Source organism: Acinetobacter sp. XH1741, from assembly GCF_041021895.1.
In the GTDB taxonomy this organism is placed as follows: domain Bacteria; phylum Pseudomonadota; class Gammaproteobacteria; order Pseudomonadales; family Moraxellaceae; genus Acinetobacter.
On the sequence record NZ_CP157428.1, the window covers coordinates 1,127,247 to 1,152,684 of the forward strand.

Consider the following 25,438-nt stretch of genomic DNA (forward strand, 5'->3'; position numbering starts at 1 on the left):
CTGTTTTATCTCATTTAGACACAATAAGAAATTATTTTATAACGGTACATATATGCCATATTCAGATCTCTCATTTCGCGCGCTAAGTGCGCTACATAAGTCTCGCTATCTTTTTAGTAAACATGGTTTTCACACCGTTGGTGTAGACCGCCTTATAAAAGTCGAAAGCCTCATTTTATAACTATTTCCACTCTAAAGAGCGGCTGATTGAAATGTGCTTAAACTTTCAAAAAGATGCTCTAAAAGAACAAGTGATCTCGATCATTTACATACAAAAAGATTTAAGTTTGCGTGAAAAGCTAAAGGCGCTTTTCTTTTTACATACCCATTTAGAGGGTAACTATTACTTGCTCTTTAGGGCTATTTTTGAAATTGAAAAAATCTATCCTGCTGCGTATGAAGTGGTTGTGCAGTACCGAAACTGGTTCATAAATGAAACTTATCATTTGCTTTTGGCAAGCACTGAAAAGGCCACCCAAAAAGATGCCTATATGTTTTTGTTTGCGATGGATGGGGTAATTATTCAGCTACTAGATGAAAACAGGGGAGATCAGCGAGAGTTGCTATTGGAGTATATTTTAAAGGGTATTTTGCTTAATGATGAATTGAAATAAATGAGCTTAGGCAACACTATAATTTTATGCATAAGACTCTTCAAAAGAGTTAGATTTATATACTTAAGGCTGGTATGTAGTGCATATCAGTCTAGTTTTATAAAGCTAAAAAGATGAGATGGGTTTTTGTAATGTGGTGGAGCGATCATTCAAACTCCACTCACATTTAACCATGGTTTGTTAAAGCGGCCTTATAAATTTTAAGCCGCAGCACATGCTTGATTTGTTTCAAGTAAAATCAGTTTGTTTATATAAGACCATGTTTGTTCAGCATTAATTTGTGTCTTGTTTACACTGCCGTCAATAATAAGCCCATCAATAATATTAAGAAAAAGGCTACTTAACACTTCTGGACTTTCAATGTCTAGTTCCACAAATGCTGATAAAACTAAGTTAAAAACCCATTCTCGATATTTATTAATCTGGTTTTTAAGAGACGGATAGAGCTGTATAACTTCAATGGTTGCTTTTTTAAATAAACAGCCATTAAAGTCTTCAGTATTAATCCAGTCGATATACCAATTAAAAATATTTTTAAGTTTATTTAATGGGTTATCGATTTTATTAACTTTTTCTAATAAGGATGCTTGGACTTCTAAATTCCTTTGATAAAGGCATTCCTCAATTAAATTTTCTTTAGAAGAGAAATACTTATAAAAAGTCATTTTCGCCACATTGGATTCAGCAATAATTTTGTCAACCCCAATAGAGGTATAACTTTTCTGATTAAAAAGGTTCATTGCTGTTGTTATAATAGTTTCTCTTTTTGACATTGGTTGCCCCGTCATAGATATTTTTTGATTAACTTTGCTATTGTAAAGTATGAAAGCTTAAATAAAACTTATTTTATGATATTTAAAAAACTATATTTATTCAATAGGTTGGTTTATTTTAAAAAGTGTAAAAATGTATATATTATTGGCAATAGTTTACTTTTTTAAATAATATTAATTAATCCATTGATTTGTTGAGATAATAAACATAATATCAATTCGTTAAGTATGGGTATACGGAATTTATCCTTTTAGCGACTGTGTGCGAAATGGAAATAGAGGGATGACCTTGAACTTAACTATAAGAAAAACTTTTTATTGAGAATGATTATGTCAAAAAAATTTGAAGATTTTGATAATCCAAGACAAAAAGCTTTGCAGGGGATGAAAGATAGTATTCCCGCCCAACAATGGGAAGAAAACTTAAAGTTTCTTAAACAGTTAAGAAATAAAATCGCACAATTGCCAGTAAGTACACATCCAGCAATTGAAATATTAAATAACGGTTATCTTGATAAAATAACCTTGACACGTATTCATTTAGAGTACCGTCATGCCATTGTACAAATTTTTACTGATGCTTTATTAAAGGCACAGTTCCTCACAAAACAACTTGAACCAGAGCTTCACTCTGGGGCTAAAATGTTTCCACGAGTATTATTAAGTTTAAATATACTTGATGAATTTGGTTTTAGACCGGGTTTAGGCAAAGATAATTATTATTTGGGGAATCCTGAATATGCACATTATCCTTTATATGAAGATTTACTTAATGACTATGGTTTGACTGAAGCTGACCGTCGTAATTATAAACCTTCAATAATTGCAGATCAGGTGAGAACATTTTTAGAAGCTTCTTATGATCGTTATATCAATGTAGTGGCTTTATTGGCTGTGGCCGAAGAAGAAGTTATTCTTTTTAGTCCACCATTAAGACAAGCAACCAAGTTTGTAAATATTGATGTTGAGGGTGGTGGTTATTACCATGTGCATGGTGTTTCGACCGATGAAACGGCAGAAGCGGCTGACGATGACCATCAAGATGACCTATGGTATGCATTGGCTCAAGCCATTACCAAAGCGGACTACGATAACTTGACTCAACTCTGTCTTGATTATTGTGCGTTATGGACTGAGTTTTGGGATGCCCAAATTGCCCATGTTCAATTAATTGAAGAAAAGAAACTGGCATAAGTTTCTAAGTTTATTCATAAAAAGCCTGTCGATATTGGACAGGCTTTTTTAATGGTGAACGCTATGAGTTCTTTAGGGCTTCACGAAAAATATTCCAGACATGAAAACACGGGCAGACAATTCAACAATCTCTAAACAGTACCTATAAATCTGCTACAATTACGCCAATTTTTATTTTGATCGACTTTAGATCTTTGGCACTGCAATCTCCGCAGTAGGTGTATTTCATGAGTTTTAAAGATGAGTTAGCGGCACAGGTCGCTCAACGACGCACATTTGCTATTATTTCCCACCCCGATGCCGGTAAAACCACCATGACAGAAAAGCTGTTGTTATGGGGTAAAGCGATTCAGGTTGCAGGGATGGTAAAAAGCCGTAAATCTGACCGTGCTGCTACATCTGACTGGATGGAAATGGAAAAAGAACGTGGTATTTCGATCACCACGTCTGTTATGCAGTTCCCATACAAAGGTCACACGATTAACTTACTCGATACACCGGGGCACGAAGACTTCTCGGAAGATACTTATCGTACGCTTACTGCCGTTGACTCAGCACTTATGGTAATTGACGGTGCAAAAGGTGTCGAAGAACGTACCATCAAATTGATGGAAGTGTGCCGTATGCGTGACACACCAATTATTTCGTTCGTCAACAAAATGGACCGCGAAATTCGTGAGCCACTTGAGTTATTAGACGAAATTGAAAGCGTCTTAAAAATTCGTTGTGTACCGATTACATGGCCGCTTGGTATGGGACGTGATTTTGCTGGTGTATACAATATTCTTGAAAATAAATTGTATGTGTACAAAGCAGGTTTCGGTTCAACGATTACCGATATTGAAGTTCGTGATGGCTACGACCATGCCGACATTCGTGAAAAAGTAGGTGAGTTGGCTTGGGCTTCTTTTGAAGAGTCGCTAGAGCTTGTACAAATGGCAAACGAGCCATTAGACCGTGAGCTTTTTTTACAAGGTAAACAAACGCCTGTTCTATTTGGTACAGCATTAGGTAACTTTGGTGTTGACCACGTTCTAGATGCATTTATGAATTGGGCGCCAGAACCTAAAGCGCATCCAACGCAAGAACGTGTGGTTGAAGCGAAAGAAGAAGGTTTCTCTGGTTTTGTATTTAAAATTCAAGCCAACATGGACCCTAAACACCGTGACCGTATTGCCTTCATGCGTATTTGTTCAGGTAAATACGAGAAAGGTCTGAAAATGAATCACGTGCGTATTGGTAAAGAAGTCCGCATTAGTGATGCGTTAACTTTCTTGGCGGGTGAGCGTGAGCATTTAGAAGAAGCATGGCCGGGTGATATTATTGGTTTACATAACCACGGTACCATCCAGATTGGTGATACTTTCACAAGCGGTGAAGATCTTCACTTCACGGGTATTCCTCACTTCGCGCCAGAAATGTTCCGCCGTGTACGTTTAAGAGACCCATTAAAGTCAAAACAATTGCAAAAAGGTTTGAAAGAGTTGTCTGAAGAAGGTGCAACTCAGGTATTTATGCCTCAAATTAGCAATGATTTGATTGTGGGCGCAGTGGGTGTACTTCAGTTTGACGTTGTTGCTTATCGTTTGAAAGAAGAATATAAAGTTGACTGTGTGTACGAGCCAGTAAGTGTAAATACTGTGCGCTGGATTCATTGTGATGATGAAAAGATTCTGAATGACTTTAAGAAAAAAGCACACGACCAACTTTCAATTGATGGTGGCGGACACTTAACGTATCTTGCGCCGAGCCGAGTAAACTTGCAGATTATGCAAGAGCGTTGGCCTGATATTCAGTTCCGTAATACACGTGAACACTAATCATGTAAATGTGACAAACAGCTTCGAATAGAAGCTGTTTTGTTTTGAAAAATAAGAAAGGATGATGAGATGAATTTGAGTAAAAAGGCAATAATTGGGCTTGTAGTTGCAGTCATTGCATTAATTTCTGCTATTTCGGCGTTTGTCTGGAAAAACACACATTCCTCATCATCTTCTCAAAAAACTACAGCTTCTGCCCAAGAACATCCTACTGAAAAGGCAGAGGTTTTACCGTATTTAAACTTGACCGAAACCAAGGCAAGTTATGCAGTACCGTTTTGTGAAAAGAAAAACTGTATTGATGTCGATATTCAAACGATAAAAACTCAAGACACTTGGTTAAATAGCTGGATTGAAAAAAGTCAGGCTAAAGTGATTCAGTCTCAAATTGATTTGAAAAAAGATTTAAGCCTGCAACAAGCCATAAATGCTTACGTTAAAAAGTCGGATGAATGGCAAGAAAAATATTCTAAAAATCGTGCTTATGAATTACACATTCATACGCGCATTGCTTCGCAGCGTAATCAGTATGTGTTGTTGCAATTGGCTTTGGACAGTAAACAAGAAGAGATCACGATAAAAGATCGTTACTACTTTTTTGTGGCCGATCGTAAATTGCATAAAAGCTTAAGCTTGCTTGATGTTGTGAACAAAGATCAACAAACCTCAGTCCATCAACTTGTTCAAACCGCTTATCAAGATTGGTTGAAAAAGCAAAACGATGATGTCAAAAAAGATGCGCCAAAAACCTTATATTGGGGCCAAGCCGATTGGTTCTTTGATGGTGAAGGGGTAGGTCTGCATTATCAGGCAAATCAGATTACCAAAGATGCGCCTCAGCTCGATATTTACTTAACCACAGAGCAAACTAAAAAAATATTACAACCTGAGGTTTATGCACAAATGTTTTAAGTTGGTAGCAGAATTTGCAACCTACATTTAGATGCGCTAACTTCATATGAGTTATGCATAATCTTTTCAGAATAAAGGCAAAATATGATGTTAACTGCTAAGGCCTCGCTACGTTTAACGCTACTTGCTTCTGCTATATTTTTAGTGGCATGTCAGCCTAAAAGTGATCCTAAAGAGTCGAAAGATCAGCAAAAACCAGCTGTGGTTGAACAAAAGCCTGTAGAGCTGACTCTAAAAGGAGAAACAGTTTCAAGTAAGGTGATTTTACCAGACTGTAGTGGTAAAACTTGCCCTGAATTTACAGTAGAGCGCCTGCAAAGTAATTATCCTTTTATTGACAAGATTATTGATCAACAAGTTTTAAAAGCACTCGGTCAGATTCTTGAAATTGCAGAGCCAGATGCAAAAGCAGCAAAAGCCGATAAAAAGGCAGAAGCTTCGGCAGTCGTTGCAGCAGATCAACAAGATAGTTTCGATGCTCAGGTTCAACGTTATGCAAATTCATTTATTGGTCTAGACAATGAACTCAAAGCGTTAAGTAATAATCATCAGATTAATCTTTTAGTGAAGCCTAAAATCATACAGTCGCAAGGTAAAGTGGTGACTGTTGTTGTAAATAGTAGTAGTTATTTGGGCGGGGCACATGGTTCGGCAGCACAGCACTATTACAATTTTGATTTAAAAGAACAAAAGCAGGTCAAACTTGAAAACTTGCTACGTCCAGAGAAAAAAGCAGCGCTAGAAAAGTTGGCTCATGAGGCATTTAAAGCTTGGGTGACAGACTCAAAACTTGCTAATAGTGTGAGTGAATATGAACAAGCTTGGCCGTTTAAGCTCACAGAAAATTTCTTGTTAGGCGATCAGGGCTTGATTCTGCAATATGGCGAATATGAAATTGGGCCTTATGTAGTCGGGCTGCCTCGTTTAGTCATCCCGTATGACCAATTACAGGATGTATTGAAAGAAGAGTATTTGCCAAAGCCTAAGGCTCAAGCTGCTTCGGCACCTGCTGCAAAAAGTGCTAATTAATGCATTTGTTTGATACCCATACCCATTTTGATGTTGCCGATTTTGATGAAGATCGGCAACAGTTAGCACTCGATGCTAAAAAAGTGGGGGTAGATGCGCTGGTGTTAATTGGTTTTTTGCAATCACGCTTTGATGAGTTGCTACAAACTCATCATCAGCTCAAGCATTGGAACAATGTACCCACATCCTATTTAGCGCCGGGGTTGCATCCGTTTTATATTGAACAGCACAAGCCAGAACATCTTGCTCATCTTGAGCAAATTTTGCAGCAACAAGACTGTGTGGCTGTCGGTGAAATTGGTTTAGATACTTTTTTAAAAGAACATAAACAGCCTGAAATATACGCCAAGCAAAAGCAATATTTTGCTGAGCAGTTAGAACTGGCAACCCAATATCAGAAACCTGTGTTACTTCATATTCGTAAAGCGCATGGCGATGTGCTTGCTATATTAAAAGCGCATAAGTTTAAACTTGGTGGCATTGCTCATGCTTTTAGTGGTGGGGTAGAAGAGGCGAAAGGGTTAATTAAACTCGGTTTTAAAATTGGTGTGACGGGGCAAATTACCAACCCAAATGCGAAAAAGCTTCATACCGTTGTGCAGGCAATCGGTGCTGAGCATTTAGTGATTGAAACAGACTGCCCAGATATGACACCGCTTTGCTGTCAAACCTCTACTGAACAGCGCACCCGAAATACGCCTGTGAACTTACCTTTTGTATTAAAAAGTTTGGCCGAAAATTTAAATATGTCAGAGTCAGATTTAGCAGAAAAACTGTGGAAAAACTCATTATCTGCTTTGAAATTATCGTAATAAAAATCAAAGATTAGAAATAGTAACTAAAACAAAACACAGTGATGAAAAAAGAAGCTTAAAGTAAGAAAACAACTTGTAAAAACGTGAAAAATAACATTGCCAGACATGGGAGGATAACCCAATGGCTAAGTATAGCAATATCAATAGTTTTAATGCTTTACAGACGCTAACAGTAGGTTCCAGCAAATATCAGATTTTTAGCTTAACCCAAGCCGAGAAAAAGCTAGGTGACATTGCAAAACTGCCGAAATCATTAAAAGTATTGTTGGAAAACTTATTACGGTTTGAAGATCAGCACAGTGTTAAAACGGAACACATTCATGCGTTGGCAGAGTGGCTAAAAACCCGTAGCTCCGATCAGGAAATTCAATATCGACCTGCACGTGTTTTAATGCAAGACTTTACAGGTGTTCCTGCGGTAGTTGACTTGGCTGCAATGCGTGCTGCAATGGCACAAGCAGGCGGTAACCCTGAAAAAATTAATCCTTTATCACCTGTAGATTTAGTCATTGACCACTCTGTGATGGTCGATTATTTTGCCGATGATCAGGCTTTTGAAGAAAACGTTCAAATTGAAATGCAGCGTAATGGCGAGCGATATCAGTTTTTACGTTGGGGACAATCTGCATTTAATAACTTTAGTGTGGTGCCACCGGGTACGGGTATTTGCCATCAGGTCAATTTGGAATATTTGGCTCAAGCGGTATGGCTAGGTGAAGACAACGGTCAAACCTTTGCTTTTCCAGATACTTTGGTCGGTACAGACTCACATACCACCATGATTAATGGTTTAGGGGTACTGGGTTGGGGCGTGGGTGGTATTGAAGCGGAAGCTGCAATGTTGGGCCAACCTATCTCTATGCTTATTCCTGAGGTGATTGGTTTTAAACTGACAGGCAAATTACCAGAGGGGATTACGGCAACCGATTTGGTGCTAACCATTACTCAAATGCTACGTCAAAAAGGTGTGGTAGGTAAATTTGTAGAGTTCTATGGCGATGGCTTAGCTGATTTACCACTTGCTGACCGTGCGACCATTGCCAATATGGCACCTGAATATGGTGCGACTTGTGGTTTCTTCCCAATTGATGAAGTGACTTTGGGTTATTTGAAATTAACAGGCCGTCAAAGTGACCGCATAGAACTGGTTGAGGCCTACAGCAAGGCTCAAGGCTTATGGCGTAATCCGGGTGATGAACCTGTTTTCACGGATACTTTAAGTTTAGATATGAGTACGGTTCAGGCAAGTTTGGCAGGTCCAAAACGCCCACAAGACCGTGTGCTTTTGTCAGAAGTACCTAAAACATTTAATGCCTTAATGGAGTTAACGCTCAAGCCTGCTAAAGAAGCCAAAGAGCGTTTGGAAAATGAAGGTGGTGGCGGTACGGCTGTAGAAGCGACCAAATCTAGTATTCAGCATGACAGTCCATCTTGTGTGATTGATGGACAAGAACACCCTTTAAATCATGGTGATGTGGTAATTTCGGCAATTACTTCTTGTACCAACACTTCTAACCCAAGTGTCATGCTGGCAGCAGGTTTACTTGCTAAAAAAGCCATTGAAAAAGGCTTGCAGCGTAAACCGTGGGTAAAAAGTTCTCTTGCACCCGGCTCTAAAGTTGTGACGGATTATTTGTTGGCAGCGGGGCTTACGCCGTATTTAGATGAGTTGGGCTATAACTTGGTAGGTTATGGTTGCACCACATGTATTGGTAACTCGGGGCCTCTACCTGAACCTATTGAAGAAGCAATTCAGTGCCATGATTTAAACGTGGCATCCGTACTCTCAGGTAACCGTAACTTCGAAGGGCGTGTGCACCCATTGGTTAAAACTAACTGGCTTGCGTCACCACCTCTTGTTGTGGCTTATGGTTTGGTTGGTAATATCCGTACCGACTTAACGACTCAACCAATCGGGCAAGGTAAAGACGGGCAACCTGTTTACTTAAAAGATATCTGGCCAAGTCAGGCAGAAATCGATGCTGTCTTGCAAAAAGTAAATACCGACATGTTCCATAAAGAATATGCTGCTGTGTTTGATGGTGATGAAAGTTGGCAATCAATCCAGATTCCAAAAAGTAAAACTTATGAATGGGCTGATAACTCAACTTATATTCGTCACCCGCCATTCTTTGAAGGAATTGGTGAGCCACCAAAACCAATCAAGAATATTGAACAGGCGCGTATTTTGGCAGTGCTTGGTGACTCGGTAACAACCGACCATATTTCACCAGCGGGTAATATCAAAAAAGACAGTCCGGCCGGCCGCTATTTACAAGAGCAAGGTGTTGAGCCAAAAGACTTCAACTCTTATGGTTCACGACGTGGTAATCATGAAGTCATGATGCGAGGTACCTTTGCCAACATTCGTATTAAAAACGAAATGCTGGGTGGTGAAGAGGGTGGTAATACCATTCATATTCCAAGTGGTGAGAAGCTTGCCATTTATGACGCTGCAATGCGTTACCAACAAGAGCATACCCCGCTTATCATTATTGCTGGTAAAGAATACGGAACAGGCTCTTCTCGTGACTGGGCTGCCAAAGGAACAAACTTGTTAGGTGTAAAAGCTGTCATTGCCGAGAGTTTTGAGCGTATTCACCGTTCAAACTTGGTGGGTATGGGCGTGTTGCCACTACAGTTTGTTGATGGTCAAACCAGACAGTCGCTTAACTTAACCGGTCATGAGGTTATCTCGATTCGTGGTTTATCGGATGGCATTCAGCCTCATCAAATTTTGGAAGTTGATGTGAAAGGGCCAAATGGAGTCGCGAGTCATTTTAATGTGTTATGTCGAATTGATACGTTAAATGAGGTCGAGTACTTTAAAGCTGGTGGTATTTTGCATTATGTGTTGCGGAATTTGATTGCTGGTTAATGTTATTTTGAGATTAATACCAATCAATATTTGTATTGGTTGGTATTAATTGAGTTTTTACATTAGAACTTTTCCTTTTATTTGCTTGAGCTAATCATCATTCACAACCTGCCCGTTATAAAAAGATAATAGTTTCTGCGATTCTTTTGATACTCGTGAACAGATGACAGGTTTTGTGAATGAGAAAGTTTTTGCTTACTTTTTTAAAAAAGTAAGAAGATTTAGCTGTTAGTACTTGAATTATAATGATAAGACTTGTCGTGAGTTTAAACATCATAGTCTTAAGTTTTCTTTGATCTAAAATACACTTTCGTCTGAAAAGCAGTAAAATACTCTCCGTGTTTTATATCCCCTCAAAGAGTAGCAATGACCGATCTCCAACAAGATGAATATGACCGCCGTTTTGCAGGTGTAGCCAAAATTTATGGTGATTCATCGTTCCAGCACTACGAACAAAGTCATGTGATGGTGATTGGTATTGGTGGGGTTGGTAGTTGGGCTGTAGAAGCTTTAGCACGTACAGGTATTGGTGAGATTACATTAGTCGATATGGACGTGGTTGCTGCATCAAATGTAAACCGTCAACTACCTGCAATGACATCAACTCTGGGCTGTGAAAAAGTTGAGATTATGGCGGAGCGTTGCCGTCAAATTAACCCACGTATTAAAGTTAATATTATTGATGACTTCTTAACACCTGAAAATGTCACGGAGCTTTTAAACCCTGTACCAGACATTGTTTTGGACTGTATTGATGACGTTAAAGCAAAACTGGCTTTAATGCTTCATTGTCGTTTTAATAAAATTCCTTTGATTGTATCGGGCGGAGCAGGTGGTAAACTCGATCCACTTAAAATTCGCGTGGCAGATTTATCAAAAACAGAGCAAGACCCAATGTTAGCGAAGCTACGTAGTCAACTTCGCGCTCGCGGCATTTGTAAAAAGCCAAAAGAGAAATTTGGGATTACCTGTATTTATTCGATTGATAATCCATTTTCAAGTGCAGATGTTTGCCCATCAGCGGGCTTACGCTGTGGTGGCTATGGGTCTGCCGTGGTCGTGACTTCAAGCTTTGCCATGATTGCTGTAGCAGAAGTTTTGAAAAAGCTCGATTTAAAGAAAGCCTAGATTCAATATTCAAAGGCATGCGCTTAGATTAGGGCATGCCTTTTATTTTTTGAGAAAAAACAATTTAATCATATAACTCGATAGTGTCATGTTCGGGCTGCTTTGGAAGCTGCTGATCATAAAATTTAAAACACCATAAAGTTAGAATAACAATGCTGAATAGCGCGAAACCCTTTAGATATTTCATGAGTAATTCAATCAAATAAATAGTCTTGATAAAATTCTAGCCAAGGTTAATTATCTAATCTAATATAGAAAATAGCCTAAATGATCTAATTTTGAGATGGTCATGCCTACATTAAAGCAATTCCAATATTTCATAAAAATTGTTGAGGAGGGGAGCTTTACTGCTGCTTCGGAAAATTTATTTATTGCCCAGTCTGCTTTAAGTCGGCAAATGAAACTATTAGAAGAAGAAATAGAGTTTCAGTTATTTGATCGTACTGATAAAAAAGTAAAACTCACCACAGCGGGAGAAGTCTTTTATAAGAAAATAAAAAATAATCTGCTCTACTTAAATGAAATAATTGATCTTTCTAAAAGTGTTTCTGAAGGAAAAAATCGCCAGATTAAAATTGCTCATTCAAGCAGTATTGTCATGGACAATAAAAAAGTTCAGATATTAAAAGAAGTCAGTTTAACGCAGCAGATGAGTTTTGAAATTAATACCTTGTCATCAGAGCAGCAAATCTTAGCGTTAATGAAAGGCGAAATCGATATTGGTCTAATTCGGCCGCCTGTTCTGCATACATTAGATGGTCTTAACATTCTTAAGTTATATGAAGAGCCGTTAATGTTGGCTGTGCATATTGATCATGTTAAGTTTGCCAAAAATGAAGGTATTTATTTAAAGGATTTAAAAGACCAGTACTTTGTATCAACGCCTTCTCCTCAGCGAGGCGGCTTAAGTTTTTTGGTCACGAACCTATGTTTGGCTGCAGGATTTATCCTACGAAAAGCCCCGATTCAATCTCGCAAGGTTTCTCAGCTACAATTGGTCTCTGCAAATTTAGGAATTAGTATTGTTCCTCAAGAGTACCAAGAAATATTACCAGAACAGGTAAAGCTATTACCTTTGATAGATCATTTATCGCTTTCAGAAGTATTACTGGTCTATAGAAAAGATCAGGATGAAGTGATTCAGCACTGCGCTGAGCGAATTCATCAAATGTTTCAATCTTAGTGTTGAATTAACCTAATCTATAGTAGGTGTACGTCACATTGTCATCTTTATAGACGTCGTAACTGCTTTGTTTGAAGTCAGAAACCCATTCACTTCCAGTGTAACCTGCGATATGTCCATAAACATGATTACGAGTTCTGTGAATGATATAAATGTCGCCTTCTTGGGGTTCATCAAAGGCAGGGTTAATTTCTTTGTAGCCAATCTTTTTGAGTGTATCACCCCAATCAGATGCTGCGATTGGATGGTTTTCAACATCGGCACCAGCAGATTCAAGTGCGAGACGAATGCTACGTGCACAGCGAGCTTTGCTGCGTCGAGAGGTAATACTTTCTAGTTTGGCTACGAATTTTTCTACATCAATGGCTGGAGGAGTGTTGGGTTCAGTACGGTGACTATTGGGTTTCATGGTGAAGGGATAAGGAAGGCCTGGTGTACTGTGTGATACAACAATCGCTGCCTGATTTGAATTCTGATACATATAGTTATCAGCTACTTGTCCGTCATAAATAATCATCGTGAAATCTCTACCCGTACTACCTATATCCGTATTTAGAAGATCACCACCTACCTGTGGCGTTCAGAGATACTAATGGCCCAATCTTAAAAGTTTTGTTTATGTTATGTAATAACGTATCTTTTTTCCAGTTTTTATTCCTGACTGTTAAAAAATAAGCTAACTAAAATAACGTTAAAAAACGATGAAATTTAAGTATTTGATAAAACTGAATAAAAATAATTAAACAGAGCTTAAATTTGAATATTTTGAACCAACATTTGCGAATATACTCAAAATCTAAGTCTCTGATTTAAAATGCCACATTTTCTTACAATTTAAGAAGGCTAAGCGAGTTTAGATTTGATGCTCTTTTACATATTCTTCAGTACGAATAAGTGCCGCTTGCATGTTTCGAATCGCATTCTCGACATCAGCTAAAGTTTTGGCATTTCCACCGCTCAATGCCTGACGCCATTTACGGGCACCCGGTAAATTTTGGAATAAGCCTAAAATATGACGGGTAATGATAGAAAGCGGCGCGCCCTCAGCCATACGCTGTTCAATATACGGAAGCATTTGCTCCATAATATCGAAACGATCTGGTGCTTCTAAGTTCCAAAGTTGGCCGAGCTCAGCAAGCAGGTAAGGGTTATGATACGCTTCACGGCCAATCATCACGCCGTCCACGTGCTGTAAATGAGCTTGAGTTTCGGCAAAAGTTTTAATTCCGCCGTTAATTTCGATGGTGAGATGTGGACGTTCTTGTTTTAAACGGTAGACATCTTCATAACGTAGTGGCGGTACTTCTCGGTTCTCTTTTGGAGACAGGCCTTTCAATATCGCAATACGCGCATGTACAACGAAATAAGTACAACCAGTTGCAGCAACAGTATCTACGAAATGTAGCATTTCTTCGTAGGATTGCATGTCATCAATACCAATACGGTGCTTCACAGTTACGGGAATATTCACTGCCTTTTGCATGCTATGAATACATTCAGCGACCAAGTCTGGCTCTGCCATTAAACATGCACCGATTTTATTGTTCTGTACGCGGTCACTTGGGCAGCCTACATTAAGGTTAACTTCATCATATCCCCAGTCTTCAGCCATTTTTGTACAGGTGGCAAGCTCTTGAGGATTTGAACCACCAAGCTGCAAAACGATTGGGTGTTCTTGAGCGTTATAGTCCAAGTGGCGTTTTGCATCGCCAAATAAAATCGCGCCCGTAGTCACCATTTCTGTATAAAGCACGACGTTTGGGTTAAACAACCGCGCAAAGAATCGGTAATCCTTCGTTGTCCAGTCCATCATTGGGGCAACTGAAATACGAGGTTGTAACGATTGAAGTGATTGCATAACCAATAGACCCCAAAGTCGCTAAATTAAAGAAAGGGCAGCATTATACGGGGTTTAGCCTTGAATCGACAGAGGCATTTAACCGAGTACTTTATGACCGCCCTTGTGTTGAACATATAGAGATGATTTTTAACAAATTACCTTATGAGTGAACCATTTGCTTTTTTTGTAAGAGCTTAATGAACGAAGTAATAGTCAGTTAAATTTAAGCCAATAAAATTTTACTGAGGAAAATTTACCTGTAATAAATAAAGATAAACCATACTAAAAATATTATCTAAAAAACTAAGTTTTTGAGTGAGCTATATATTATTAAATAAACTAAAGACTTTTAAAGAATACTTATATATCAGAGAGTGGCATGAGTTTTGTTCTTTTTTTTATTATTCCTACTCGAAAAAATTAATTATTCATCTAAAAAATGCAAAGTTTGATCAATGTAAGCAGCATAAATTTAAGTATTTGTGTAATATAAAGACTGTTATGTCTATTTTCTAATTTAAATTTAAGAATTATATGTTTGGGATCGAGTTACAGCATGGTCTATCAGGTAAAAAATGATTTATTCGACACAAATTTCGATGATTTATCCTGCTTTTCAGGTTTATGAAGTTGAGTTAAAGCGCATATAAATTATTTTATTTGACACAGATAAGGCTGTTGTTTTTGCTGCTCATAGAAATATGTTCGGAACAGTGACACATGTTTGCTAGGTAGAACGATTTCTGGAGTGATTAAAAGATATTCGGCGTAAAAATATAAAATTAAGAAGAGGTAAGATCAATGCAACAACTCATTACGGGTGCAAATCTGGTTTTGAGCTGCACGCAATTCCATTTAAAAGTTAAAACAATTGTGCCATCGGATATAGAGTTAGATATGACCGCATATCTACTAAACTCTCAAGGGAAGGTTCGTGGTGATGCAGACATGGTTTTTTACGGTCAAAAGCAAACGCCAAGTAGTAGTGTTGAGTTGATTGAAAGCACAAATAAAGCACCGTATCTAGCTCAATTTAACATTAATACACGGGCACTAGATGTTGATATTAACAAGATCGCCATGTGTGCTACGGTTGATGGTCACGGTACCCTTAATGCAATTCAAGATATCCAAATTGAATTATGGGAGAGTGGGCAGCATACTGCTACAGCAATTGTCCCAAGCGCTGGAAAAACAGAAAAAGCGTTAATTTTAGGTGAAATTTACCGTCATAAAGATCAATGGAAATTCCGTTTTGTGAATCAGGGTTTTAATGGTGGACTAAAACCTTTATCTGAATATTTTGGGGTTGAAATTAGTGATCAACCTATTGTCCCTGTTTTAGATACCCAACCTAAACCATTACCCGTCCCTCAACCTAAAATTAATTTAAGTAAAATTACGCTGGATAAACGTAATAGTCAGATTAATTTAAAGAAACAAGACCATGGGTTTGGCGAAATTAAAATTAATTTGAATTGGAATCAGCGTTCTCAGCAGGTTCAATCTGGCAGTTTCTTTAAAAAGTTACTTAATCAAAATCAGGGAATTGATTTAGATTTAGGTTGTTTATTTGAGATGCAGAATGGTCATAAATCAGTTATTCAAGCCTTAGGTAACCAGTTTGGTGATTTTGATAGTTTTCCATTTATTAAACTATCTGCTGATGATCGTACGGGAGCATTAAAAGAGGGTGAATGGCTCAGGATTAATGGCAAGCAGTGGCAACAGATTCATCGCGTAGTGCTATTTGCTTTTATTTATGAAGGCGTACCGAATTGGGCTGAAACAGATGCAGTAGTGACAATTTATGTACCTGATCAACCCCCTATTGAGGTTCGTTTGTCAGAAGGGCAGCCTTTAGGTATGTGCGGTATTGTTGAGTTAATAAACAAAGGTGGCAGTATTCAAGTTCAGCGCCATGTGCGTTACGTGCGTGGACATCGGGAGCTAGATCAAGCATTTGGTTTCGGACTGCGTTGGGTTGCGGGTAGTAAATAAATTTTATATTTGAGTTAAATATTAGATAAGAACAATTTATCTATTTTTAAATTTTTAGACTATTGAATTTAAAACTTTCAAACGAGGAGAAAAAACAAAATGGCAATTAGTTTAAGTAAAGGTGGAAATTTATCCCTAAGTAAAACAGATCCTAATTTAGTTCGAGTTTTAATTGGATTGGGTTGGGATGAACGTGCAACTGATGGTGCTGGATTTGATTTAGATGCGAGTGCATTCTTACTAACAGCTAGTGGTAAGGTTCGTGGTGATCATGATTTTATTTTTTATAATCAACTTAAATCACAAGATGGTGCAGTAGAGCATACTGGGGATAATCGTTCTGGACAGGGCGATGGTGATGATGAAACTTTAGTGGTAAATCTTTCAAAAGTTGCACCTGAAGTTGAAAAAATAGCAATTACTGTAACGATTCACGATGCGCAAGCAAGAGGTCAAAACTTTGGTCAGATCGCAAATGCGTTTATCCGAGTGGTAAATCAAGATACAAATGTAGAAGTCGTACGTTTTGACTTGGCTGAAGATTATTCAACAGAAACTGCAATGGTATTTGGAGAAGTCTATCGTCATAACGGTGAGTGGAAATTTAAAGCTGTAGGTCAAGGTTACTCTGGTGGACTAGCTGCAATGTGTCAACAATATGGTATTCAGGTTGGTTAAAATTATCATTTCAATAAATAAATGATGGATACCGTTAAATTTTTTATAAAAGGTAAAAAATGAAACATTTTCGTTTCTCAATTTTTTTTAGCTTGATCTGTTTGGGATTAGCAGCATGGTGGGGCTTTACCCATGGGCCGAATGCCGGTTTTTCTATGATGCTTAAAGCATTATTGATTACAGGTGTATTAGCCGTTATGGAAGTCTCTTTATCTTTCGATAATGCGGTTGTAAATGCTTCAGTATTACGAAACTGGGATGAATTCTGGAAAAAGATTTTTCTTACAGTAGGTATATTAGTTGCTGTATTTGGTATGCGTTTAATTTTCCCTTTATTAATTGTTGGCGTAACAGCAGACATGGGAATGATTGAAGTTGCTAAGTTAGCATTAAATGATCCTAAAGAATATTCTGAGAAGTTATTAGCTCATCAGGCGGAAATTTCAGCTTTCGGCGGCATGTTCTTACTTTTAGTATTTTTGAACTTTTTATTTGATGATGGCAAAGATACACATTGGTTCCACTGGTTGGAAGCACATCTATCTAATTTAGCCAACATCCCGGCAATGTCGGTATTTGTATCGCTCATCGCTCTACTTACCATGTCGGCATTTGTTCCTGTAGAACAGAAGTTAATTGTGATTGTGGCTGGTATTTGGGGCATCGTAGTATATATCGGTGTTCAGGTCATAGGGCACTTGCTGGAAAGTAGTGATGACGAATCAAGTGAAGAGCAAGTATCTGGTAAGACAACTAATATTGTAAAAGCAGGTATTGGTGGTTTTCTTTATCTTGAGGTTTTAGACGCTTCATTCAGCTTTGATGGTGTTATTGGCGCATTCGCAATTACAAATGATGTTGTCATCATTATGTTGGGCTTAGCAATAGGTGCAATGTTCGTCCGTTCAATGACTATTTATTTAGTTGAACAAGGCACATTGGAAGCTTTTATATATTTAGAGCATGGTGCACATTACGCCATTGGCGCTTTAGCGGCAATTATGTTGTACACAGGAACAGGTGGTCACGTTCCTGAGGTTGTTACAGGCTTAATTGGTATCGCATTTATTGCATGGGCTGTACTATCTTCAATTGCTTACAGTAAAAGTCAAACACAAACTTCATAAAAAATTTGATAGATCATTGATTTAGTGACTATCAGCTTAATGAAATAAACGATAAGTTAAAATTTAATAAGGAGTAACTCACATGGCAATTAGTTTAACTAAAGGCGGTAATGTTAGTTTAACAAAAGAAGCACCTGGTATTACTAAAACAACAGTAGGTTTAGGTTGGAATCCTCGCGTGACGGATGGAGCTGCTTTTGACCTAGATGCAATTGCATTTTTAATCAATGAAAATGGTAAGGTTCGTGCAGATAATGACTTTATTTTCTTTAATAATTTAAAGTCAGCTGATGGCTCCGTAATTCATAATGGCGATAACCGTACAGGTGAAGGCGACGGCGATGACGAAACTTTAAGTGTGGACTTAAGTAAGGTCCCTACTGATGTATCAAAAGTAATTTTTGCTGTCACAATTTATGATGGTCAAGCTCGTAATCAAAACTTTGGACAAGTTGCTAATGCTTACATTCGCGTGAGTAATGATGCGGGTGGCAATGAAATTGCACGTTATGATCTATCTGAAGACAGTAGCACTGAAACGGCAATGATTTTTGGTGAACTTTATAAACACGGTAGTGAATGGAAATTCCGTGCAATCGGTCAAGGTTTTGCCGGTGGTTTGGGGCCTTTAGCTGCTTCTTATGGTGTTTCTGTCTAAGCTATAGAAAGATAGTGCTTAGGCACTATCTTTCAACTCTGTATTTATAAATGATAAAAATAGGTTATTGCTTTATATGTTAAGTCTAATTCGCGGACAAAAAATAAAATTAAATGATATTTTTCAAGGGCAACACTCTTTTTTTATCCAGATTCAATATCAAGCAAATTTTGAGCTAGATATTGCTACTTTTGGGCTTGATCTAAATTATCGTTTAAGTGATGAACGATATATGACATTTTATAATCAACCTGAAACACCATGTCGGGCTGTACGGTTGCTTGAAAATAATTACCAGTCTATACAGTTTAAAATTGATCTTCAGGATCTTCCCGTAAATATTCATCATTTAGTTTTAACTGCTTCAATTGATGGTCAAGCTGTAATGTCGAATTTACAGCAAATGACTGTCAAAATAGTGAATTTACAAAATCAACCTATTGCTGCATTTGAATTAAATGGCAATTTATTCGATCAAGAACGTGCCGTAATGTTGCTTGAGATTTATCGGAAAGATAATACTTGGCGAATAGCTGCCATTGGCCAAGGTTTTAATGAGGGTTTAGCTACATTGATCCGCCATTTTGGTGGAGAGGTTGCAGATGAAGGAGTTGTACAGAAAGATTCTACGGTGCAACAAACAAGGGTTGAACTAAAGAAAAAACTGTCTCTGGAAAAAGCAGAAAAAACGGGTAATGCTTCAATTATTGATCTAACTAAAAAATCTTTGGTTCAATTAGAGAAAAAGAATTTGCTTGGTGTGACGGCAAGAGTCGCACTAGTGCTTGATGCTTCTGGATCAATGGATTGGCAATATCGCCGTGGTGATGTGCAAAAGGTAGTTAATCGTCTAATGCCATTAGCTATTCATTTTGATGATAATGGAAGCTTCGAATGTTGGGCATTCGCTGCTAAAACTATACAGCTAGACGATGTTACTTTAACTAATGTTAATGATTTCATTAATACGACTCAACAAGGCTGGAAAAACTGGTCGGTTGGTGCACGCTATAACGAAGAAATTCCAGCGATTGAAGCTGTAATTAATTACTTTCGTAAATTTGATGATCAAATTCCAACTTATGTTCTGTTTATTTCCGATGGTGGAGTGGGAAGCCGTCGACAAATGAAAAAAATATTATCTCAAGCCGCTTCACTTCCAATTTTTTGGCAATTTGTAGGAATTGGTGGTCGTGATTATGGTGCACTTGAAAAGCTGGATGAAATGTCTGGTCGTATTGTTGATAACTGTAATTTCTTTAATTTAGACCGAATTGATAGTGTTTCGGATGAGCACTTATATGAATTGTTATTACAAGAATTTCCCGATTGGTTGAATGCTGCTAGGCATCATCAAATTGTTAGAGATTAAAAGGGTTAATAAAATGGCACACTTTAGTTTGGTGGGTTCACCAGAACCATTTTTGCATGTTGCAATGCGCCGTGGAGACCGTATTTATTGTGAAAGTAATGCAATGGTCATGATGGAAGATGCTCTGGAGTTAAAGGGGCGACTACAGGGCGGTTTAATGCAATCCTTATTACGTCGTTTTGCCAATGATGAATCTTTATTTCAGCAGCATATCGAAGCTGTACGTGGAGATGGAGACTGTTTATTGTCTGCTTCACTAGATGGAGATATGCAGATTCTCGATGTTGGTACAACCCAGTACATGTTAAGTGATGGTGCATTTGTTGCCGCACATGATTCAGTAGAAGTCAAAGCACAATTAAATAGCAGTCTTGGTGGTGCTTTCTTTGGAAATACAGGTGGTTTTCTTGTCATGGAAACGAGTGGACATGGACAAGTTGTAGTTTCAGGTTGTGGAACCTTGTTTGAGTTAGAGGTAGAGCCCAATAAAGAGGTTGTGATTGATAATGGACATGTAGTCTGCTGGGATTCACGGTTAAATTATCATTTATCGGTTTCAACTTCACAAAATAGTGGTTTTCTCGGAAATTTAGTAAATAGCGTAACCAGTGGTGAAGGCATGGTTTTACGTTTTTCAGGAGCTGGTAAAGTTATCATTTGTTCAAGAAACCGAAATAATTTTTTACAGTGGTTGATGTCTAAGTTAAACCGTCAACAGTCTCATTAAAAAATAAAAGTAATCATTTTTATAGTCCTCATAGGAAGATCCATAATATGGCAATTAATTTAGAAAAAGGTCAGAAAATCAATTTGCAAAAAGCAGATGGTAGTAGCCTTCAACAAGTTTTCTTAGGGGTGGGTTGGGATGTAGTAAAAAGCAAAGGTTTTTTTGGTTTTGGCGGTGGCGGTAATATTGATCTTGATGCTTCTGTAATTTTATTTGATGAAAATAAAAAAATGCTTGATGTTGTCTACTTTGGCCAACTGCAAAGTAGAGATGGGAGTATTCGCCATTCGGGAGATAATTTAACAGGAGCGGGAAGTGGGGATGATGAAGTAATTCGTGTCAACCTTAACCAGATTCCAGCACAAGTAAAATCTTTGGTTTTTACTGTTAATAGTTTCCGAGGTCAGACCTTTGAGAAAGTGGAAAATGCATTTTGCCGATTAGTTGATCAATCAAATAATAATGAAATTGCAAGTTATAAACTTTCTTCGCAAGGCGCTCATACTGGTCTAATCATTGCAAAAATTTATCGACATAACGATGCTTGGAAAATGCATGCAATTGGTGAAAATGTACATGGCCGTACTTTTCAAGATATCGTACCTTTTGTATTACCTCATATTTAACTAATATAGTGACTAAGTAATAGCCCACCATTGTTGAAAGCAATGGTGGAGTATAGAAATTTGATTTTTAACAAATTACCTTATGAGTGAAGCATCTGCTTTTTTTGTAAGAAAGCATCAATAACACTAAATAAAATGCAAAATGCAACGAGTCCCACACCTGCTATACATGTCATGGTCCATCCACCACGATTCCATGCAAAAATTCCTAATGCTGAACCAGCTGCACCACCAATAAAGTAAGTAGTCATATAAATGGCATTAATACGAGATTTGGCATCTGGACGTAAACGGAAAATAATACTCTGGTTGCTGGTGTGAACGAGCGCGAGTGCTAATTGAATTAAAGCAAAGCCAATAACATAAGTAGAAATTAGAGTCTGTCCGAAGTAGAAACAGATCCAGCTTACCAAGAACAGCCCGCAACCCATCCAAGTGAGTAAGCTTGTGTAGCCTTGGTCTGCATATTTGCCAATATAACGTGTAGATAAAGCACCAAAAATACCGACTAGAGGGACGAGTCCAATAAATAGATCGGGTAAATGGTGTGCCGAAGTGAGTAGCAGTGCGATAGTGGAATACAAAGTACTCACTGCTGCAAAGGCAAAAGCACCCGTAAGCGCTCTTAATAATAGTCGCTTCTCTTGCTTTAAAAGCTGAGCCATGGAGACAAAGATTTGCCCATAGTTCATTTTCATACGCATGACATAAGGCAAGCGACTTTTTAAAGTAAATGCCAACAGAAGCATTAATACGCCACTGACTATATATACGACTTTCCAGTGAAATAAGTTTGAGAACAAACCAGCCAGACTGGTAGAGAGTAAAATCCCGACCAATAAGCCACTCATTAAAAAGCCAATAATCTCGCCAGTTTTTTCAGGTTTGACTGTCATCGTTGCAAGTGGAATAAGCACTTGAGCTGCAACAGAAAACAAGCCCGCTAAAATTGTGCCGATCCAGAGCATAGGTAAGTTAACTGAAAATGCAGATGTAAATAGACCAACTGCGCAAAGCACCATCAAAAACGGAATAGCCTTGGCTTTATTGACGATATCGCCCATCGGTACAATAAAAAGTAAACCGAGGGCATAAGACACTTGAGCAAATGTTACTGTTAAAGCAGCTTGTGCTTGAGTTACAGCAAACTCTTGCTGAATAGAGTGAATTAGAGGCTGACAATAATAATTCACACCTGCACACAAGCCACATGCTGCTGCCATCAACCAAAGCAAAGGTTTATTTTGACTGATATCTTCAGGGGTAGACATGATGTTCTCTCAGTTTTATTAAGTGTATGCCGTTGCTTCAACTTCAATGAGCATGCGTTCTAATGCAAGGCGTGGCACGGGAATGAGTGTGCAGGCTGGAAAAGGATGATTTTTCCATAGATTTTGCATGATTTTAATCAAAATTTGATGTTTTTCATCCGAATGATCAACAATTAAAACCCTTAAAACAGCGATATCTGTGATTTCTGCATCTGCTGCTGTTAAGGCATGTTGGATGTTATCAAAAACATGGATGGCTTGTTCTTGAAAATCTGAACTTAATTCACCTTTTGCATCTTCACCTCCTTGACCCGCAACATGAATAATATTTTTAAAATTTTGGACTATAGCAACATGGCTATAAGCATTTGGAGTGGGGTTGTATAAAGTCGATGGGTTTATAATTTTAAAAGCTTCTTTTTTCATGGATCTCAGCCGTTTATTGAAAGTTAGGTGAGTATCCAACCTCAACTTAAGTTGAGGTCAAGCAGATTTAATGTTTTAGTCGTTTTTTTCTGAGGGTAATCATCATTACGCCTACTATATTAAGAAGGCAGCCAATCCATTGCCACATATTTAAATGCTCATTTAAAAAAGCAACAGCAAGCAAAATCGTTAAAACTGGTCCAATTGAAGCAATCATTGCAGATTGAGATGCACCGAGACGTTCAATACTTTGCATGAGCATAACTGTGGGTAAGACGGTAACTAAAAAGCCTAAGCCAATGCCATACCAAATAACGCTAGAGGGAAGTTGTAATAACAGTTGAACTGGGTGAGGGGTACTCAATGTGTAGTGCGTTAATGTTCCGATACAAGCTATAGTTAATGCTAAACCTGTGAAATTCCAAGAACCAAATTTTTTAATGAGTGAAGGAGTTAGGAGTAAATATCCTGCAAAAGCCACTGCACTTGCAAATACGAAACTTGTACCTAACCAGAAGTTGCCCTGAATTGGTGCGTTGTTGTGCTCTTGGAGCATCACTAGTACGGTTCCACCATAACTAAGAAAAATGGCAAACCAACTTTTTACATCTAATTTTTGTTTGTAGAGTAGACTCGAAGCGATCACGGTGAGTGTGGGATATAAAAAAAGAATAATTCGCTCTAAAGAAGCACTAATAAACATAAGACCCGTGAAATCGAGCCAGCTGGCGAAGTAGTAGCCTAATAGACCGGCAAAAATTAAAATTAGCCAATCCTTCTTTTTTATGCCCTGATTATGATGCCTATTGAACCAGCAAATTAATAGAAAGAACGGTAAAGCGCTTAACATACGTAAAGCCATCAGGACTGTACCGTCTACTAATGGAGAAAGGGCATAAGTCTGTTTAATAAAGATTGCTTTTGTGCTGAATAGAAAAGCAGAGCAAAGAGCAAAAAAAGACCCAATTTGAAACGATGATAAAGAAATTTTCATATACAGGACTGTATAAGAGAGACTGTTGTCTGTAGAAAAAGAAAAATCCTCCTATGTTACACCCCTATTTTAATAACGTGAATCATCAGTTCAAAATATGGGTATTTATTAAATAAATATTGGGTGGTATTTTCAAAAAGTTCAATTAGAATCCAAATTCTGTACAAAGAATACACATGGGGGAAACATTGCAGGTTGCAATGTTTTTGACAATGAGAAATTAGCTTGAGGAACGCTCATGCAGATCGGAATCCCAACCGAAACTGTCGTCGGTGAAAATCGTGTAGCTGCTACGCCAGAGACAGTAAAGAAGTTGATTAGCGCTGGTCATAGCGTTGTGATTGAACGTGGTGCTGGTGTAAAGGCTGCGTACATTGATAGTGCTTATGAACAGGTCGGTGCAACCATTACGGATGATGCCTATACGGGTAGTCAAATTATTTTGAAAGTTCGTGCGCCACAAGGCGAGGAAATTCAAAAACTTGCAGCAAATACAGCTGTTGTAGCAATGTTTGATCCTTATCGTAACACCGAGCTAGATCAATTTGCGACTCAGCAAGTATCTGCTTTTGCTCTAGAACTGCTTCCTCGTACGCTTTCTCGTGCACAAAACATGGATGTGTTGTCTTCTCAAGCAAACTTAGCTGGTTATAAATCAGTTTTGCTTGCTGCTGCTGAATATCAACGCATGTTCCCAATGCTGATGACTGCTGCGGGTACTGTAAAGCCTGCACGTGTTGTGATCATGGGTGTTGGGGTTGCGGGTCTTCAGGCGATTGCTACCGCAAAACGTTTGGGTGCAGTGGTTGAAGCGACTGATTTACGTCCTACAGCAAAAGATCAAGTTGAGTCTTTAGGTGGCAAGTGGTTAGACGTGCCAATGTCTGAAGAAGAGCAACAACGTGCAGCAGATGCAGCAAAAAATGGTTATGGCTGGATGCCGGGTGAGCAATACATTAAAGACCAAGCTGCGATTGTTGATAAGGCTGTTTCTAATGCAGACATCGTGATTACAACAGCATTGTTACCGGGTCGTGATGCACCACGTCTGATTAAAGCTGAAACTGTTGCCAAAATGAAGCCGGGCTCTGTCATTTTAGATATGGCGGTTGAAACGGGTGGTAACGTTGAAGGCTCTAAAGTGGGCGAGACTGTGTTTACAGAAAATGGCGTGAAAATTTTGGGTGTTCCAAATATTCCGGCCACTGTAGCAACAGAAGCTTCTGCATTATATGCGCGTAACGTTTTTAATTTCGTAGAGACTTTATTCGACAAAGAGAAAAACTTTGTGATTAATCAGGAAGACGAAATCCAAAAAGCCCTATTGGTCACTCATGGCGGTCAAGTACTGCTTAAGCGTGGTTAAGGAGAT

The 25,438-nt window shown here is 38.3% G+C and carries 23 protein-coding genes and 1 pseudogene; 17 read left to right on the forward strand and 7 right to left on the reverse strand.

Features of this window, described 5'->3' with window-relative positions; translation table 11 throughout:
• Positions 1–52: 52 nt before the first annotated feature.
• Positions 53–614, forward strand: a pseudogene (locus tag ABLB96_RS05440) (TetR/AcrR family transcriptional regulator).
• Positions 615–814: 200 nt separating this feature from the next.
• Here the strand turns inward: ABLB96_RS05440 and ABLB96_RS05445 are convergent.
• Positions 815–1,387 (reverse strand): TetR/AcrR family transcriptional regulator, encoded by a 573-nt coding sequence (locus ABLB96_RS05445; protein ID WP_348895568.1) that lies wholly within the window; start codon positions 1,385–1,387, stop codon positions 815–817.
• A 330-nt stretch (positions 1,388–1,717) separates the two neighbouring features.
• On the opposite strand from ABLB96_RS05445, the gene ABLB96_RS05450 reads away from it, so the two are divergent.
• The 7 genes from ABLB96_RS05450 (at position 1,718) to ABLB96_RS05480 (ending at position 11,163) form a co-directional block, all read left to right on the forward strand.
• Positions 1,718–2,581, forward strand: a complete 864-nt coding sequence (locus ABLB96_RS05450) for a hypothetical protein (protein ID WP_348895567.1) — start codon at positions 1,718–1,720, stop codon at positions 2,579–2,581.
• Between the two features lie 227 nt (positions 2,582–2,808).
• Positions 2,809–4,401 (forward strand): peptide chain release factor 3, encoded by a 1,593-nt coding sequence (locus ABLB96_RS05455; RefSeq protein ID WP_348895566.1) that lies wholly within the window; start codon positions 2,809–2,811, stop codon positions 4,399–4,401.
• Positions 4,402–4,470: 69 nt separating this feature from the next.
• The gene (locus ABLB96_RS05460) at positions 4,471–5,313 is read left to right on the forward strand and encodes a hypothetical protein (protein ID WP_348895565.1); all 843 of its coding nucleotides are present in this window, start codon (positions 4,471–4,473) and stop codon (positions 5,311–5,313) included.
• A gap of 87 nt (positions 5,314–5,400) precedes the next feature.
• Positions 5,401–6,342 carry an RsiV family protein gene (locus tag ABLB96_RS05465; protein WP_348895684.1) on the forward strand — a complete coding sequence of 314 codons (942 nt, stop codon included), beginning with the start codon at positions 5,401–5,403 and terminating at the stop codon, positions 6,340–6,342.
• Positions 6,342–7,154 (forward strand): TatD family hydrolase, encoded by an 813-nt coding sequence (locus tag ABLB96_RS05470; protein ID WP_348895564.1) that lies wholly within the window; start codon positions 6,342–6,344, stop codon positions 7,152–7,154. Before ABLB96_RS05465 ends, ABLB96_RS05470 begins: the two co-directional genes overlap by 1 nt.
• Before the next feature lie 124 nt (positions 7,155–7,278).
• A complete protein-coding gene (gene acnA / locus ABLB96_RS05475) occupies positions 7,279–10,035 on the forward strand; it encodes an aconitate hydratase AcnA (protein WP_348895563.1) in 2,757 nt (918 codons plus the stop codon).
• A 366-nt stretch (positions 10,036–10,401) separates the two neighbouring features.
• A complete protein-coding gene (locus ABLB96_RS05480) occupies positions 10,402–11,163 on the forward strand; it encodes a tRNA threonylcarbamoyladenosine dehydratase (protein WP_348895562.1) in 762 nt (253 codons plus the stop codon).
• 64 nt (positions 11,164–11,227) lie between these two features.
• Here ABLB96_RS05480 and ABLB96_RS05485 read toward each other — a convergent pair whose 3' ends face one another.
• Entirely contained in the window at positions 11,228–11,350 is a 123-nt protein-coding gene (locus tag ABLB96_RS05485; protein ID WP_348895561.1) for a hypothetical protein, read from the reverse strand.
• 102 nt (positions 11,351–11,452) lie between these two features.
• Between ABLB96_RS05485 and ABLB96_RS05490 the strand changes: the two genes are divergently transcribed.
• A complete protein-coding gene (locus tag ABLB96_RS05490; RefSeq protein WP_348895560.1) occupies positions 11,453–12,346 on the forward strand; it encodes a LysR family transcriptional regulator in 894 nt (297 codons plus the stop codon).
• A gap of 7 nt (positions 12,347–12,353) precedes the next feature.
• On the opposite strand, the gene ABLB96_RS05495 is transcribed toward ABLB96_RS05490, so the two are convergent.
• Both ABLB96_RS05495 and dusA read right to left on the reverse strand, forming a co-directional pair.
• A complete protein-coding gene (locus ABLB96_RS05495; protein ID WP_348895559.1) occupies positions 12,354–12,863 on the reverse strand; it encodes a hypothetical protein in 510 nt (169 codons plus the stop codon).
• Positions 12,864–13,199: 336 nt separating this feature from the next.
• Entirely contained in the window at positions 13,200–14,204 is a 1,005-nt protein-coding gene (gene dusA, locus ABLB96_RS05500; RefSeq protein ID WP_348895558.1) for a tRNA dihydrouridine(20/20a) synthase DusA, read from the reverse strand.
• A gap of 783 nt (positions 14,205–14,987) precedes the next feature.
• Between dusA and ABLB96_RS05505 the strand changes: the two genes are divergently transcribed.
• The 7 genes from ABLB96_RS05505 (at position 14,988) to ABLB96_RS05535 (ending at position 21,375) form a co-directional block, all read left to right on the forward strand.
• Positions 14,988–16,187 carry a TerD family protein gene (locus ABLB96_RS05505; RefSeq protein WP_348895557.1) on the forward strand — a complete coding sequence of 400 codons (1,200 nt, stop codon included), beginning with the start codon at positions 14,988–14,990 and terminating at the stop codon, positions 16,185–16,187.
• Between the two features lie 99 nt (positions 16,188–16,286).
• Positions 16,287–16,865, forward strand: a complete 579-nt coding sequence (locus tag ABLB96_RS05510) for a TerD family protein (protein ID WP_348895556.1) — start codon at positions 16,287–16,289, stop codon at positions 16,863–16,865.
• Positions 16,866–16,924: 59 nt separating this feature from the next.
• The gene (locus tag ABLB96_RS05515; RefSeq protein ID WP_348895555.1) at positions 16,925–17,992 is read left to right on the forward strand and encodes a DUF475 domain-containing protein; all 1,068 of its coding nucleotides are present in this window, start codon (positions 16,925–16,927) and stop codon (positions 17,990–17,992) included.
• Positions 17,993–18,074: 82 nt separating this feature from the next.
• Positions 18,075–18,650, forward strand: a complete 576-nt coding sequence (locus ABLB96_RS05520; protein WP_348895554.1) for a TerD family protein — start codon at positions 18,075–18,077, stop codon at positions 18,648–18,650.
• 76 nt (positions 18,651–18,726) lie between these two features.
• Positions 18,727–20,022 (forward strand): VWA domain-containing protein, encoded by a 1,296-nt coding sequence (locus ABLB96_RS05525; protein WP_348895553.1) that lies wholly within the window; start codon positions 18,727–18,729, stop codon positions 20,020–20,022.
• A gap of 13 nt (positions 20,023–20,035) precedes the next feature.
• Positions 20,036–20,749: a TIGR00266 family protein gene (locus ABLB96_RS05530; protein WP_348895552.1), complete on the forward strand. Its 714-nt coding sequence runs from the start codon at positions 20,036–20,038 to the stop codon at positions 20,747–20,749.
• A gap of 47 nt (positions 20,750–20,796) precedes the next feature.
• A complete protein-coding gene (locus ABLB96_RS05535) occupies positions 20,797–21,375 on the forward strand; it encodes a TerD family protein (RefSeq protein ID WP_348895551.1) in 579 nt (192 codons plus the stop codon).
• 80 nt (positions 21,376–21,455) lie between these two features.
• Here the strand turns inward: ABLB96_RS05535 and ABLB96_RS05540 are convergent, their stop codons facing one another.
• The 3 genes from ABLB96_RS05540 to ABLB96_RS05550 all read right to left on the reverse strand — a co-directional run bounded on the left by ABLB96_RS05540 (position 21,456) and on the right by ABLB96_RS05550 (position 24,066).
• Complete coding sequence (locus tag ABLB96_RS05540; RefSeq protein ID WP_348895550.1) at positions 21,456–22,646, reverse strand: MFS transporter; 1,191 nt, start codon at positions 22,644–22,646, stop codon at positions 21,456–21,458.
• Between the two features lie 18 nt (positions 22,647–22,664).
• On the reverse strand, positions 22,665–23,072 hold the full coding sequence (locus tag ABLB96_RS05545; RefSeq protein WP_348895549.1) for a RidA family protein: 408 nt from the start codon (positions 23,070–23,072) through the stop codon (positions 22,665–22,667).
• Between the two features lie 67 nt (positions 23,073–23,139).
• Positions 23,140–24,066 carry a DMT family transporter gene (locus tag ABLB96_RS05550; protein WP_348895548.1) on the reverse strand — a complete coding sequence of 309 codons (927 nt, stop codon included), beginning with the start codon at positions 24,064–24,066 and terminating at the stop codon, positions 23,140–23,142.
• A gap of 238 nt (positions 24,067–24,304) precedes the next feature.
• Between ABLB96_RS05550 and ABLB96_RS05555 the strand changes: the two genes are divergently transcribed.
• Positions 24,305–25,432: a Re/Si-specific NAD(P)(+) transhydrogenase subunit alpha gene (locus ABLB96_RS05555; RefSeq protein WP_348895547.1), complete on the forward strand. Its 1,128-nt coding sequence runs from the start codon at positions 24,305–24,307 to the stop codon at positions 25,430–25,432.
• Positions 25,433–25,438 lie beyond the last annotated feature (6 nt).

What these genes read in the sequence shown, in the direction of transcription:
- ABLB96_RS05445 (WP_348895568.1), bottom strand. Translation starts at nt 1,387, where the DNA reads ATGTCAAAAAGAGAAACTATTATAACAACAGCAATGAACCTTTTTAAT.
- ABLB96_RS05450 (WP_348895567.1), top strand. Translation starts at nt 1,718, where the DNA reads ATGTCAAAAAAATTTGAAGATTTTGATAATCCAAGACAAAAAGCTTTG.
- ABLB96_RS05455 (WP_348895566.1), top strand. Translation starts at nt 2,809, where the DNA reads ATGAGTTTTAAAGATGAGTTAGCGGCACAGGTCGCTCAACGACGCACA.
- ABLB96_RS05460 (WP_348895565.1), top strand. Translation starts at nt 4,471, where the DNA reads ATGAATTTGAGTAAAAAGGCAATAATTGGGCTTGTAGTTGCAGTCATT.
- ABLB96_RS05465 (WP_348895684.1), top strand. Translation starts at nt 5,401, where the DNA reads ATGTTAACTGCTAAGGCCTCGCTACGTTTAACGCTACTTGCTTCTGCT.
- ABLB96_RS05470 (WP_348895564.1), top strand. Translation starts at nt 6,342, where the DNA reads ATGCATTTGTTTGATACCCATACCCATTTTGATGTTGCCGATTTTGAT.
- acnA (WP_348895563.1), top strand. Translation starts at nt 7,279, where the DNA reads ATGGCTAAGTATAGCAATATCAATAGTTTTAATGCTTTACAGACGCTA.
- ABLB96_RS05480 (WP_348895562.1), top strand. Translation starts at nt 10,402, where the DNA reads ATGACCGATCTCCAACAAGATGAATATGACCGCCGTTTTGCAGGTGTA.
- ABLB96_RS05485 (WP_348895561.1), bottom strand. Translation starts at nt 11,350, where the DNA reads ATGAAATATCTAAAGGGTTTCGCGCTATTCAGCATTGTTATTCTAACT.
- ABLB96_RS05490 (WP_348895560.1), top strand. Translation starts at nt 11,453, where the DNA reads ATGCCTACATTAAAGCAATTCCAATATTTCATAAAAATTGTTGAGGAG.
- ABLB96_RS05495 (WP_348895559.1), bottom strand. Translation starts at nt 12,863, where the DNA reads ATGATTATTTATGACGGACAAGTAGCTGATAACTATATGTATCAGAAT.
- dusA (WP_348895558.1), bottom strand. Translation starts at nt 14,204, where the DNA reads ATGCAATCACTTCAATCGTTACAACCTCGTATTTCAGTTGCCCCAATG.
- ABLB96_RS05505 (WP_348895557.1), top strand. Translation starts at nt 14,988, where the DNA reads ATGCAACAACTCATTACGGGTGCAAATCTGGTTTTGAGCTGCACGCAA.
- ABLB96_RS05510 (WP_348895556.1), top strand. Translation starts at nt 16,287, where the DNA reads ATGGCAATTAGTTTAAGTAAAGGTGGAAATTTATCCCTAAGTAAAACA.
- ABLB96_RS05515 (WP_348895555.1), top strand. Translation starts at nt 16,925, where the DNA reads ATGAAACATTTTCGTTTCTCAATTTTTTTTAGCTTGATCTGTTTGGGA.
- ABLB96_RS05520 (WP_348895554.1), top strand. Translation starts at nt 18,075, where the DNA reads ATGGCAATTAGTTTAACTAAAGGCGGTAATGTTAGTTTAACAAAAGAA.
- ABLB96_RS05525 (WP_348895553.1), top strand. Translation starts at nt 18,727, where the DNA reads ATGTTAAGTCTAATTCGCGGACAAAAAATAAAATTAAATGATATTTTT.
- ABLB96_RS05530 (WP_348895552.1), top strand. Translation starts at nt 20,036, where the DNA reads ATGGCACACTTTAGTTTGGTGGGTTCACCAGAACCATTTTTGCATGTT.
- ABLB96_RS05535 (WP_348895551.1), top strand. Translation starts at nt 20,797, where the DNA reads ATGGCAATTAATTTAGAAAAAGGTCAGAAAATCAATTTGCAAAAAGCA.
- ABLB96_RS05540 (WP_348895550.1), bottom strand. Translation starts at nt 22,646, where the DNA reads ATGTCTACCCCTGAAGATATCAGTCAAAATAAACCTTTGCTTTGGTTG.
- ABLB96_RS05545 (WP_348895549.1), bottom strand. Translation starts at nt 23,072, where the DNA reads ATGAAAAAAGAAGCTTTTAAAATTATAAACCCATCGACTTTATACAAC.
- ABLB96_RS05550 (WP_348895548.1), bottom strand. Translation starts at nt 24,066, where the DNA reads ATGAAAATTTCTTTATCATCGTTTCAAATTGGGTCTTTTTTTGCTCTT.
- ABLB96_RS05555 (WP_348895547.1), top strand. Translation starts at nt 24,305, where the DNA reads ATGCAGATCGGAATCCCAACCGAAACTGTCGTCGGTGAAAATCGTGTA.